12 protein-coding genes are annotated in these 12,470 nt (G+C 65.4%); 10 read left to right on the forward strand and 2 right to left on the reverse strand.

What is annotated here, in order from left to right; translation table 11 throughout:
* The first annotated feature begins 118 nt into the window (after positions 1 to 118).
* The gene (locus tag QMG28_RS07700) at positions 119 to 1,663 is read left to right on the forward strand and encodes a trimethylamine methyltransferase family protein (RefSeq protein ID WP_281841638.1); all 1,545 of its coding nucleotides are present in this window, start codon (positions 119 to 121) and stop codon (positions 1,661 to 1,663) included.
* 7 nt (positions 1,664 to 1,670) lie between these two features.
* Here QMG28_RS07700 and QMG28_RS07705 read toward each other — a convergent pair whose 3' ends face one another.
* The gene (locus QMG28_RS07705) at positions 1,671 to 1,964 is read right to left on the reverse strand and encodes a DUF6477 family protein (protein WP_281841639.1); all 294 of its coding nucleotides are present in this window, start codon (positions 1,962 to 1,964) and stop codon (positions 1,671 to 1,673) included.
* 233 nt (positions 1,965 to 2,197) lie between these two features.
* On the opposite strand from QMG28_RS07705, the gene QMG28_RS07710 reads away from it, so the two are divergent.
* Entirely contained in the window at positions 2,198 to 3,307 is a 1,110-nt protein-coding gene (locus tag QMG28_RS07710) for a DUF6456 domain-containing protein (protein WP_281841640.1), read from the forward strand.
* Positions 3,308 to 3,349: 42 nt separating this feature from the next.
* Here the strand turns inward: QMG28_RS07710 and QMG28_RS07715 are convergent, their stop codons facing one another.
* Entirely contained in the window at positions 3,350 to 3,700 is a 351-nt protein-coding gene (locus QMG28_RS07715) for a hypothetical protein (protein ID WP_281841641.1), read from the reverse strand.
* A gap of 201 nt (positions 3,701 to 3,901) precedes the next feature.
* On the opposite strand from QMG28_RS07715, the gene QMG28_RS07720 reads away from it, so the two are divergent.
* The 8 genes from QMG28_RS07720 to QMG28_RS07755 all read left to right on the forward strand — a co-directional run bounded on the left by QMG28_RS07720 (position 3,902) and on the right by QMG28_RS07755 (position 12,348).
* Entirely contained in the window at positions 3,902 to 4,936 is a 1,035-nt protein-coding gene (locus QMG28_RS07720; protein ID WP_281841642.1) for a sensor histidine kinase, read from the forward strand.
* A gap of 147 nt (positions 4,937 to 5,083) precedes the next feature.
* Positions 5,084 to 6,115, forward strand: coding sequence for a substrate-binding domain-containing protein (locus QMG28_RS07725; RefSeq protein ID WP_281841643.1), 1,032 nt, complete (start codon positions 5,084 to 5,086; stop codon positions 6,113 to 6,115).
* A gap of 103 nt (positions 6,116 to 6,218) precedes the next feature.
* Positions 6,219 to 7,697, forward strand: coding sequence for a phosphate ABC transporter permease subunit PstC (gene pstC / locus QMG28_RS07730; RefSeq protein ID WP_281841644.1), 1,479 nt, complete (start codon positions 6,219 to 6,221; stop codon positions 7,695 to 7,697).
* Positions 7,694 to 9,058 carry a phosphate ABC transporter permease PstA gene (pstA, locus tag QMG28_RS07735; RefSeq protein ID WP_281841645.1) on the forward strand — a complete coding sequence of 455 codons (1,365 nt, stop codon included), beginning with the start codon at positions 7,694 to 7,696 and terminating at the stop codon, positions 9,056 to 9,058. Before pstC ends, pstA begins: the two co-directional genes overlap by 4 nt.
* Before the next feature lie 26 nt (positions 9,059 to 9,084).
* Complete coding sequence (gene pstB, locus QMG28_RS07740) at positions 9,085 to 9,870, forward strand: phosphate ABC transporter ATP-binding protein PstB (RefSeq protein WP_281841750.1); 786 nt, start codon at positions 9,085 to 9,087, stop codon at positions 9,868 to 9,870.
* 19 nt (positions 9,871 to 9,889) lie between these two features.
* Complete coding sequence (phoU, locus tag QMG28_RS07745) at positions 9,890 to 10,618, forward strand: phosphate signaling complex protein PhoU (RefSeq protein ID WP_281841646.1); 729 nt, start codon at positions 9,890 to 9,892, stop codon at positions 10,616 to 10,618.
* 4 nt (positions 10,619 to 10,622) lie between these two features.
* Positions 10,623 to 11,309: a phosphate regulon transcriptional regulator PhoB gene (gene phoB / locus QMG28_RS07750; RefSeq protein WP_281841647.1), complete on the forward strand. Its 687-nt coding sequence runs from the start codon at positions 10,623 to 10,625 to the stop codon at positions 11,307 to 11,309.
* Between the two features lie 292 nt (positions 11,310 to 11,601).
* Positions 11,602 to 12,348, forward strand: coding sequence for a LuxR family transcriptional regulator (locus tag QMG28_RS07755; RefSeq protein ID WP_281841648.1), 747 nt, complete (start codon positions 11,602 to 11,604; stop codon positions 12,346 to 12,348).
* Positions 12,349 to 12,470 lie beyond the last annotated feature (122 nt).

Below are 12,470 nucleotides of genomic sequence, written 5' to 3' on the forward strand. Positions count from 1 at the left end.
GGCGAGGGGGGCAGCGCCCCCCTGGATGTCGTTTTCGCGCCGGAAATGCCGCAAATCCGCCCGGCCCCGGCGACCCGCCGGTGTATCGCTGAAAGGGTAACATCCCGGAGGGCGCGACATGGACGAGGGTCAGGCACGCAGGCGGACGCGCGGCGGCGGTGGGGCGGCGCGCCGGGCCGAGCGCACGGCGAAACGGATCGAGGCGGCGCCCCGGATCACCCGGGCGATCCCGGATTACGAGCTTCTGAGCGAAGCGGCGTTGCAGATCATCGAGCGCAACGCCGATACCGTGCTGGAAGAGATCGGCGTGACCTTCTCCGACAATCCCGCGGCTCTTGCCCGCTGGCGCGACGCGGGGGCAGATGTGCGCGGCGAGCGGGTGCATATCCCGCGCGGGCTGGCGCGCAAGCTCTGCGCCACCGCGCCCGCGCGCTTCACCCAGCATGCGCGCAACCCGGCCAATTCGGTCGAGATCGGCGGGCGCGATCTGGTGCTCGCGCCGGTCTATGGTCCGCCCTTCGTGCGTGATGCAGAGGGCGGGCGGCGCTATGCGACGATCGGGGATTTCCGCAATTTCGTGCGTCTTGGCCAGATGTCGCCCTGGCTGCACCATTCCGGCGGCACCGTCTGCGAGCCGACCGACGTGCCGGTCAACAAGCGCCATCTGGACATGTTGCTGGCCCATATGACGCTGTCGGACAAGCCGTTCATGGGATCGGTGACCGAACCGAGCCGCGCCGCCGACAGTGTGGAGATGGCGAAGATCCTGTTCGGCGCCGATTTCGTCGACCAGAACACGGTGATGGTCTCGCTGATCAACATCAACTCGCCGCTCACCTTCGACGCGACGATGATGGGGGCGCTGGAAGTCTACGCGGCGGCGAACCAGGCCTGCATCGTCTCGCCCTTTATCGTCGGCGGGGCGATGGCGCCGGTTTCGGTGATGGGCACGCTCACCCAGGTGCTGGCCGAAACGCTGGCGGGGGTGGCCTACAGCCAGCTCGTGCGCCCCGGCGCGCCGGTGATCATGGGCGCCTTCGTCACCTCGATCGACATGAATTCGGGCGCGCCCACATTTGGCACACCGGAAGCCAGCCAGATCACCTATGGCGTGGGCCAGCTTGCCCGCCGCCTCGGGCTGCCCTACCGCTCGGCGGGGGGCTTTACCGGTTCCAAGCTGCCCGATGCGCAGGCCGGTTACGAAAGCGCCAACAGCCTGAATATGGGGCTGATGGCGGGCGTCAACTTCATGCTGCATGCCTGCGGCTGGCTCGAAGGCGGGCTGGTGGCGAGTTTCGAGAAATTCGTGATGGATGCCGATCAGCTCGGCGCGCTGCACAAGATGGCGGCGGGCGTGGCGATGGACGAGGACGCCCAGGCGATGGATGCGATCCGCGAGGTGGGGCCGGGGGGCCACTACCTTGGCTGCGGCCATACCCAGACCCATTTCAAATCCGCCTTCTGGCGGTCGCAGGTGCTGGATTACAAGCCGTTCGAGACCTGGGAGGAAGAGGGCGCGCGCGATACGCAGGCGCTGGCCGGGGCGCGGGTGGCGCGGTTGCTCGCCGATTACGAGGCGCCGGCGCTGGACCCGGCCATTCGTGCCGCGCTGGAGGCTTATGTGGCCGAGAAGAAGGCCGCGATGCCCGACGCCTTCACCTGAGCTCCGCTCACACCCCGTGGTCGGCGCGCGCCAGCAGCCGCGCCTCCGAGATCAGAGCGATCAGCACGTCGACATGGCGCGCCGGGCTGTATCCGGCGGCGCCCGTTTGGCGGCTTTCTTCCAGCGCGGCCTCCGCCGCGATCAGTGCATCGACCGCCGCGCGGGGCGCCGGGGCGACGGGCTGGCGGGTGAGCCGCTTCAGATCGCGCTCACGGTTGTAATCGGCCAGCCCGAAGCGGGCGGCGCGGATCAGAAGGCGGGGGCGGCGCAGGCCGGCGAGGAGGGTGGCGGTATCGGTCATGGCGGTCTCCCGTGATGAGTCGCCATTCGTATTGCACAACCTATGCGGGTGTTGCGTGCCGGGCAGATCGGCGCACGCTCCCTTACTCACCCCTTAAGAATTGCGCGACAAGCTGGTTTCGTTGCCCGGCGTTAACGTCCCGGTAACCTTTTTTGGCAAAGTTGGAATCGTGCAAGTTCGCCTTGGGGTTGTGCTGCTGCGGCCGCTTGAGCGATCTCACCTTGGGGGATCATATGGGGAATGCGCAGGCGATTGGCGCGTTGGACGCGCAGGTGCGGCTACCGGGATGGGTGCCGCAGGAAGTCCGGGTCTATCTCGCCCATACCGAGGCGGGCGAGAGCATCCGCTCGATTGCCCGCGCGCTTGGGCACCATCCTTCGACTGTGCTGAGACAGGTGCGCCGGACCGAAACGCTGCGCGACGATCCGCTGGCCGATTCCGGCCTCGCGCGGCTGGGCCGGCTGGTGAGCGGCGCGGCGGGTCAGAGCTTGCCCCCCTCCACAGCACAGGATCATATGCAGATGAAACTCACACCCGAGGGCCAGGCCATGCTGGCGCGCGATACCTTGCGCGTGCTGCGGGCGATGATGGCGCCTAGGAGCCTGCTCGTTATCGCCGACGGTGTCGACGACGCGGTGGTGGTGCAGGATACCGGCGGCGACCGACCGGTGCGCCGTGCGGTGCTTGGCCGGGATCTGGCGGAGGTGCTGGCGCTGCGGGAATTCATCGCCGGTACCCAGACCGGGCGGCTTACCCGCTATCATATCACCGCCGCGGGCCGGGCCGAGGCCGGGCGGCTGATGGCCGAGAGCGAGTCGCGCCGCTCGGCGCTGCTGGGTGCGGCCGAAGATGCCGGCCGGGCGGCAAGGGCTGACAGGCCGATCCCGGTGCGCCGCCGCAGCGCCGGCACCGACGCGCCCTATTACGTGCTGTCACGCCGCCGCCGCGCGGATGGCGAGGCCTGGCTGCCGCCGGCGCTGATCGCCGCCGCCGCGCGGTTTCGCGAAACCTGGGAGATTGCGCAGATCGGCGCCGATGCCACGCGGGCCTGGGCGCAGATGATGGCCGCCGGCGGGCGTGGCCGGGCAGGGGGTGCTGCCCCCGGCGCGCCGACCCGGCGGCTGGAGGCCGAGGCGGAGCTGCAGGCGGCGATGCGCGTTCTCGGCCCCGATCTCGCGGAAACGCTCATCCTTGGGGTTTGCCGCGAGGAAGGGATGGAAGATATCGAGAACCGGCTCGATTTTCCCGCGCGCTCGGGCAAGATCGTGCTGCGGATCGCGTTGCGCAGGCTCGCGCGCCATTATGCGGATACAGGCTCCGGCGGGTTCGACATGATCTCGTGATCCACGCAGCGGCGGCGCAGGCCACCGGGCCGTGCGCCGCGCTCAGGGGGCGGCGCCGAGAATGTCGAAGTCCAGATCGGGATAGCAGGCCCGCACTTCGCGGCGGACCACGGCGGGTTTGGGCAGAGATCCGGCGGCGCCGAGATAGCGCCCGGCAAACCCGGCTTCGGTCAGCAGGTTGGCGAGATCGAGGCAATCGAACCCCTCTCCGACCAGCGGCGAGATGACGATATCGGGCGCCCAGCGTTCCAGCGCGGCGGCGCTCACATCGGCGAAATCGGCGTGAATCACCTCGCGCGGTGCGATATCGGCGGCCTGGTCTGCCGCTACGTCGCCCACCGTCAGAACGCGGGGCGCTGTCTCGTCCTGCCGGAAATCTTCGTCAGGGCGCATGCGCCAATCCGCGAGACCTCCTGATACTGAGATAGCGCACATTGACTACTCCACAAAAATACTACGTATCACAATCATAAGTTGACCACTGCGCGGAGCGAAACGCGCAAGGGGAGAGAAACTCGTTTCATTCAAGAGGTCAAGAGGGCTTTACAGCGCAGGCGCGCCGCCCGATGGTCGCGCCGCGACAAGGAGTGACCGATGACCCCCGACGAGCTGGTGCCCGCGATCCCGATGCCCTGCGCGCATGTGCTGCCCGATGGGCGGGTCGGGACGATCAATCCGGCAATGGCCGCCCTGTTCGGCGAGGCGATCCGCGGGCGGCACTATATCACCGCATTCCGCCAGCCCGCGCTGATCGACCGGATCGAGGCGGCGCTGGCCGAGGGCACGCGCCAGGAAGGGCGCTACAGCGGCCGTCAGGCCGGTCAGGACACCACCCATGTGGCGACGATCTCGCCGATCGGCTCGAATGGCAGGCCGGGTGGCTGCCTCGTGTTTCTGGAAGACATGACCCATCTCGAAGAGGCGGGCGAGCGGCGGTCGGAATTCGTCGCCAATGTGAGCCACGAGTTGCGCACGCCGCTTACCGCGATTTCGGGGTTCATCGAAACGCTGCGTGGCCCGGCCCGCGACGACCCGGAGGCGCGCGCGCGGTTTCTCGACATCATGGAGCGCGAGACGCGGCGGATGAACCGGCTGGTGGACGATCTGCTGTCGCTGGCGCGGGTCGAGGATGTGGAGCGGATGCGCCCGCCGGAAGAGGTGGATGTGGCCGAGCTGCTGTCCGGCGCCGTGCGCGGGCTGCATCCACAGGCGGAAAGGCGGTCGGTGACGCTGGCGCTGTCGGGCTGCGACCTGCCCGCGAGGGCGCCGGGCGATCCCGACCAGCTTACCCAGGTGTTCACCAATCTGGTCGAGAACGCGATCAAGTACGGGCGCGAGGGCGGGCGGGTGGATATCTCGCTTGAGCGGCTGGACGATGCGCAGCTTCTGAAGGGGCCGGGGCTGAAGATCACCGTCGCCGACGATGGCGAGGGGATCGACGAGCGGCATCTGGGCCGACTCACCGAGCGATTCTACCGCGTCGATTCCCACCGGTCGCGCGGCATGGGCGGCACCGGGCTGGGCCTGGCGATTGTAAAACATATCGTAAACCGCCACCGCGGACGGCTCCGGATCGAGAGCAAGGCCGGGCAGGGCAGCACCTTCAGCGTGTTTTTGCCCCTGGATTAAAGGCGTTTCGGCCAGGGCCGCCCAAAGCGGCGCGCTGTCATATACCTGTTACACGTCTGTCATAAATACGTTGCGCGGGAGGCATAGACCCGCCGCCAAGGATGCCTCGGCGCGTCCCCGCATGAAACCAAATTCCAGGAGACAGATATGTCCTTCGTGAAACTGACCGCCTCCAGCCTGGCGATCGCTGCCGTTTCCGCCACCGCTGCCGCGGCGCGTGACCAGGTGCAGGTGGCAGGCTCGTCCACCGTGCTTCCCTATGCCTCGATCGTCGCCGAAGCCTTCGGCGAAAACTTCGACTTCCCGACCCCGGTCGTTGAATCGGGCGGCTCCTCGGCCGGTCTCAAGAAGTTCTGCCAGGGCGTCGGCGAAGAGCAGTCCGATATCGCCAACTCGTCGCGCAAGATCCGCGATGCCGAGATCGAAGCCTGTGCCGCCAACGGCGTGACCGACATCATCGAAGTGCGCATCGGCTACGATGGCATCGTCTTCGCCTCGCAGCTCGACGGCCCGGCCTACACCTCCTTTACCCAGGCCGATATCTTCAACGCGCTGGCGCCGAAAGTGGTGGTGAACGGCGAGCTTGTCGACAACCCCTACACCAAGTGGAACGAGTTCAACCCCGACCTGCCGGATGCCGAAATTCTCGCCTTCATCCCGGGCACCAAGCACGGCACCCGCGAAGTGTTTGAAGAAAAGGTGATCGCGGTCGGCTGTGAAGCCACCGGCGCGCTCGAAGCGATGATCGCCGGCGGCATGTCGGAAGACGACGCCGAAGACGCCTGCCTTGCGGTGCGCGCCGACGGCCGCTCGGTCGATATCGACGGCGATTACACCGAAACGCTCGCCTCGATCGACGCGAACGCGAACGCCATCGGCGTCTTCGGCCTCGCCTTCTACGAAAACAACACCGACAAGCTCAAAGTGGCGACGATGGCCGGTGTCGAACCCTCGACCGAAACCATCTCCTCGGGCGAGTATCCGGTGTCGCGCCCGCTCTACTTCTACGTCAAGAAGGCCCATATCGGCGTGATTCCGGGGCTGAAGGAATATACCGAGTTCTTCATCTCCGACGAGATCGCCGGCCCCGATGGCCCGCTTGCCGAATACGGCCTCGTGTCGGACCCGGAGCTTGCCGCCACGCAAGCGATGGTCGCCAACGAAGAGACCATGCAGTAATATTCCGAACCGGGGCGGCGCGGCTTTTCCCGCGCCGCCTCACCCCCTCACGCCGGCCGCTCGCAGCCGGTACATGCACGATCTCTCGCGCGCGGGTGCTGCCATGTCGCCTCTCTGGCTCCTGATCCTCATTCTTGTTCTTGCGATTGCGGGTTTCGCGATCGGGCGGACGCGGGCCATGGCCAGCGTCGACGATCACCGCAAGCTGCATTCGCGCCCGAACTATTACGGCACCAACGTGGCCATGCTGGCCTTCGCGCCGGCAGCGCTCTTGCTCGCGGTCTGGGTCGTGGCGCAGCCCATCGTCATCAATGCCAGCGTCTCGCATCTGATCCCCGAGACGAGCTACGAAGATGCGGGCGCCCTCAACCTGATCATGTCGGATGTGAAGCGCGTCGCCGAAGGGCTTGACGTGGCCGTGGCCCAGGGCGCGCTCAGCGCCGAGGAGGCCCGCTCGATCCGCACCGAATTCACCGATGTCCGGGCCCGCCTGGGCGAAGTGGGCGTGGCGCTCGGCGCCAATGTCGACCGCGATGTGCTGCGCGCCGCACAAGCCTACCGGGCGCGCGCCGCGACGGGCACATGGTTCATGACCGCCGCCGTGCTGATCGTGGCGCTGGCCGGGTTTTTCTTCGCCATCCGCGAAGCGCGCGGCGATTTCCGCGCCAGAAACCGGGTGGAAAACGGCATTCTCACGCTGCTGATCACCGCCGCCTCCATCGCGATCCTGACCACGCTCGGCATCGTGCTGTCGCTGCTGTTCAACACCATCGAGTTCTTCCGGCTCTACCCGGCGCTCGATTTCTTCACCCGGCTCGAATGGGCGCCCAGCTTCTCGGGCCGGGGCGGGGCATCCGCGCTCGGCATCCTGCCGCTGCTCTGGGGCACTTTCTACATCTCCATCGTCGCCCTGCTCGTGGCCACCCCGATCGGGCTTTTCGCAGCGATCTATCTTTCGGAATATGCGAGCAAGCGGGTGCGTGCCTTCGCGAAACCGCTGCTCGAAGTGCTCGCCGGCATCCCCACCATCGTCTATGGCCTGTTCGCGCTGCTCACCGTGGGGCCGCTGCTGGTTTCGGTCTTCGGCAATGGCGGGCTGCTCGGGGTGGACTGGATGGGCGGCGGCCGGGCGGTGATGACCGCCGGCATCACCATGGGGGTGATGCTCATCCCCTTCGTTTCGTCGCTGTCGGACGACATCATCAACGCCGTGCCGCAGGCGATGCGCGATGGCTCCTACGGCCTTGGCGCGACGCAATCCGAAACCGTCCGCCAGGTGGTGCTGCCCGCCGCGCTTCCCGGCATCGTCGGCGCGGTACTGCTCGCCGCCTCGCGCGCCATCGGCGAAACCATGATCGTGGTGCTGGGGGCAGGGGCCGCGGCCCGGATGAGCCTCAACCCGTTCGAGGCGATGACCACCGTCACCGCAAAGATCGTCAGCCAGCTCACCGGCGACAGCGATTTCGCCTCGCCCGAGGCCCTGGTGGCCTTCGCGCTGGGGATAACGCTGTTCGTCGTCACCCTCGGCCTCAACGTGCTCGCGCTCTACATCGTGCGCAAATACCGGGAGCAATACGAATGACCGACGCGACCCACGGCACCGCCGAGCCCGCCGAACCGCGCCGCAGGAAGGCCTCGCTCTATGCCAGCGATGCGCATACCCGCCGCCGCAACGCCGCCGAGAAGCGCTTTCGCGCCTATGGCATCGCGGCCATCGCCATCGGGCTGTTCTTTCTCCTCGTGCTGCTCGTCACCATCGTGCGCAACGGCACGCCCGCCTTCACCCAGACCTTCGTGACCATCGAGGTGGCGCTGCCTGCGGACAAGCTCGACAAGTCGGGCAACCGCGACATCGAAGAGATGAAGAAGGTCTCGACCTTCGGCTATGCCCCGCTGGTCGATGACGCGCTGGCAGAGGCGCTGGCGCAGGCAGGGATCGAAACCCCCTTCGCCAATGCCAAGGATCTGCGCCAGATCGTCTCCGCTTCGGTCGCCGCACAGGTGCGCGATGCGGTGCTCGCCGATCCCGCCCTGGTCGGCACCAGCCATGAATTCCGCCTGCTCGCCGCCAGCCGGGTGGATGGCTACATGAAGGGCCGCGTAACCCGCGAAAGCGTGGCGCGCGACAAGAATATCAGCGCCGAACATCTCGATATCGTCGATCAGATGATCGCAGCCGGGCTCGTCGAGCGGCGCTTCAACCCTGGCTTCGTCTTCGGGGCGGACGCCTCCGAAAGCCGCCCGGAATCGGCAGGCATCGGCGTGTCGATGCTGGGATCGTTCTTCATGATGCTGGTGGTGCTGGCGCTGGCGCTGCCGATCGGTGTGGCGGCCTCGATCTACCTTGAGGAATTCGCCACCCAGAACCGGTTCACCGATCTGATCGAGGTGAATATCTCCAACCTCGCCGCCGTGCCCTCCATCGTCTTCGGTATCCTTGGCCTTGCCGTCTTCATCCAGTTCGCGCATCTGCCCTCGTCGGCACCCATCGTCGGCGGGCTGGTGCTGACGCTGATGACGCTGCCGACGATCATCATCTCCACCCGTGCCTCGCTGAAGGCGGTGCCGCCCTCGATCCGCGAGGCGGCGCTTGGGGTAGGGGCCTCGAAGATGCAGACGGTGTTTCACCACGTTCTGCCGCTGGCGATGCCGGGCATCCTCACCGGCACGATCATCGGGCTGGCGCAGGCGCTTGGCGAAACCGCGCCGCTCCTGCTGATCGGCATGGTCGGCTTCATCGCCTCGAACGCGCCGGCGAGCTTTGCCGACGGGTTCCTCGCGCCGAACTCGGCGATGCCGGCGCAGATCTACGAATGGGCCAAGAGGGCCGATCCGGCGTATTACGAACGCGCCTGGGGCGGGATCATCATCCTGCTGGTATTCCTCATGGTCATGAACATCATCGCCATCATCCTGCGCCGCCGCTTCGAGCGCCGCTGGTAAGCCAGGGGGCAGACATGAAAGACAACATGGAAGGACGGAAGCTCGTGGACCAGATGGATGTGAAATTCCAGACCCGCGATGTGCAGGTCTATTACGGCGACACCCACGCCATCAAGGATGTGAATGTCGACATCCTCGACAAGACGGTGACCGCCTTTATCGGACCTTCGGGCTGCGGCAAGTCCACCTTTCTGCGCTCGCTCAACCGGATGAACGACACGATCCCGATCGCCCGGGTCGAGGGCAAGATCCTGCTCGACGGAGAGGACATCTACGACCCGAAGGTCGATCCGGTGCAGTTGCGCGCCAAGGTGGGGATGGTGTTTCAGAAGCCCAATCCCTTCCCGAAGTCGATCTATGACAATATCGCCTATGGCCCGCGCATCCACGGCCTTGCGAGGAACAAAGCCGAGCTCGATGATATCGTTGAACATTCCCTGCGCCGCGGGGCGCTCTGGGATGAGGTCAAAGACCGGCTGCAGGAGCCGGGAACCGGCTTGTCGGGCGGCCAGCAGCAGCGGCTCTGCATCGCCCGCGCGGTGGCCACAGAGCCGGAGGTTCTGCTGATGGACGAGCCCTGTTCGGCGCTCGACCCGATCGCCACGGCGCAGGTCGAGGAGCTGATCGACGAGCTCAAGCAGAACTTCTCGGTGGTGATCGTCACCCATTCGATGCAGCAGGCCGCGCGGGTCAGCCAGAAGACGGCCTTCTTCCACCTCGGCAATCTGGTCGAATACGGCGACACCGACCAGATCTTCACCAACCCCGTCGATCCCCGGACGGAAAGCTACATCACCGGCCGGATCGGCTGACGGGGCAGGGAGAGAAATGATGACAGATCAACACCATATCGCCTCCGCCTTCGACCGCGACCTGGAAGCGGTGCAGGCCTCTCTGATGAAGATGGGCGGGCTTGTCGAAGACAATATCCGGCAGGCCGCCGTGGCGCTGAAAACCCGCGATCTGGAAATGGCCGACGCGGTGCGCCGCGCCGATGCCGATATCGACGCGCTGGAAGAGACGATCAACATGGACTGCGCCCGCATTCTCGCGCTGCGCCAGCCCGCGGCCTCCGACCTGCGCACCGTGCTCACCGTGATGAAAGTGGCAGCCAACCTCGAACGGATCGGCGATTATGCCAAGAACATCGCCAAACGCACCGCTGTTCTGGCCCAGCTTCAGCCGATCGAGGGCGCCTCGGGCGCGGTGAAACGGATGGCCAAGGAGGTGCGCCACATGCTCTCCGACGCGCTCGACGCCTATATCCGGCGCGACGCGGCGCTGGCCAACGAGGTGCGCCACCGCGACCTCGAAGTGGACCAGATGTATAACGCGCTGTTTCGCGAATTCCTTACCTTCATGATGGAAGACCCGCGCAACATCACCGCCTGTATGCATCTGCATTTCATCGCCAAGAACATCGAGCGGGCCGGCGACCACGTCACTTCGGTGGCCGATCAGGTGGTCTATCTCGCCACCGGCGAACTGCCGGAAGAAGACCGCCCGAAGGGCAATTCGGTGGCCTATGACCCCGATGCCTTCAAGGAAAGCGACGAGTAGGCCGATGTCAGACCGCCCTTGCGTATTGCTCGTCGAGGACGAACCGGCGCAGCGTGAAATCCTGCGCTACAACCTCGCCTCGGAAGGCTATGACGTAACGATGGCCGAAAACGGCGACGACGCGCTCTTGCTCGCCGACGAGGTGGCGCCCGATCTCGTCCTGCTCGACTGGATGCTGCCCGGCGTGAGCGGCATCGAGGTTCTGCGGCAATTGAAGACACGCCGGCAAACCTCTGAAATCCCGATCATAATGCTCTCCGCACGCTCGGAAGAGGTGGACCGGGTGAGGGGGCTCGAAACCGGCGCCGACGATTACATGGTGAAGCCGTATTCGGTGAGCGAACTGATGGCGCGCATCCGCACCCAGCTGCGCCGCACACGTCCGGTCTCGGTCGGCGAACGCCTTGAATTCGAAGACATTGTGCTTGATGGCGAAACCCATCGTGTGACCCGGGCGGGTCAGGAGCTGAAACTCGGCCCGACCGAATTCCGGCTGCTCTCGACCTTCATGGAAAAGCCCGGCCGGGTCTGGACCCGCGAGCAACTGCTTGATCGGGTCTGGGGGCGCGACGTGTTCGTCGATACCCGCACGGTCGACGTGCATGTGGGCCGTCTGCGCAAGGCGCTGCGTATGACCGGCTCGCAAGACCCGCTGCGCACGGTGCGCGGCACCGGCTACGCGCTGGGTTAGGGGGCGGACGCGCTGGCCGCGCGGTGGCGATATCTGTCTCATCTCGCTACCTCTAAAGCGTATAATCAGTATTATGTAATATTAAGATGAGCCGCTGCAGCCGCTATTATGGTGGCATTGCAAATGTTTGGCCGTTTTCGTTGATAACTTTTACCCTCTGGACAAACCATAGTGCGATTGGCTTAAACTCAACCTTGGGGATATTGGGAAACGCTGCCGTGCCGAAACGCAGGCCACAGGAAGATATGGCCCTCCGGATCCGGGGCCAGGACATGAATGCCGGGAGGCCGGCATGCGGGTGATGCTCGACTATCTCGACACCCTCGCCCGCGCCTCGACGCTGGAAGAAGTCTGGGATCTGCATTGCGAGACGATGGCCAAGTTCGGCTTCGACAGGCTGATCTACGGCAATACCCGATTCACCACCGAGGATTCACTCGGCGTCTATGACGACGCCTTCTTTCTCTCCAATCACGATCCCGAATATTTCAATCGCTTCGTCCGTGAGAAGATGTTTCTTCAGGCCCCCATGGTCCGCTGGGCCAGGGAAAATGTCGGCGCGATGTCCTGGGGCACGCTCTGGGCCGATCGTGAGGGCCTCAGCCGCGAAGAACGCGAGGTTATTGCCTTCAACCTCACGATGAACGTGAAGGCGGGCTATTCGATCCGCTTTGCCGATCCCAGCCCGCGCTCCTTCGCGCTGATCGCCCTCGCCGCCGAGCGCAACAAATCGCAGGAGGATGCCGACGCCGCCTGGCGCGAATTCGGGCGCGAGATCGAGACGATGAACCACATGCTGCATCTCAAGATCATGTCGCTGCCGCTGCGTACCTCGCGCGCAAGCCTGTCCGGCCGGCAACGCGAGGTGCTGGAATGGGTCGGCGAAGGCAAGTCGCACCAGGACATTGCCACGATCCTCGGGGTAACCGTCCCGACGGTCGAAAAGCACCTGCGACTCGCCCGCGAAAAGCTGGGCGTCGAGACCACGGCGCAGGCCATTCTGAAAGCCGCGTTTCAGAACCAGATCTATTCACTCTGAGCCGTTGACGGCCTTGTTTTCACGGGAACGTGAGCGCGTTTCGGACCCGACAGTAAGGTTTTCCTGACTGTTATTTTTTCCCAAATACTGAGATAATCGGGGCGTTCCGTGAGTGGTGGCTT

The sequence above is a fragment of the Sinisalibacter aestuarii genome (assembly GCF_027923545.1).
In the GTDB taxonomy this organism is placed as follows: domain Bacteria; phylum Pseudomonadota; class Alphaproteobacteria; order Rhodobacterales; family Rhodobacteraceae; genus Sinisalibacter; species Sinisalibacter aestuarii.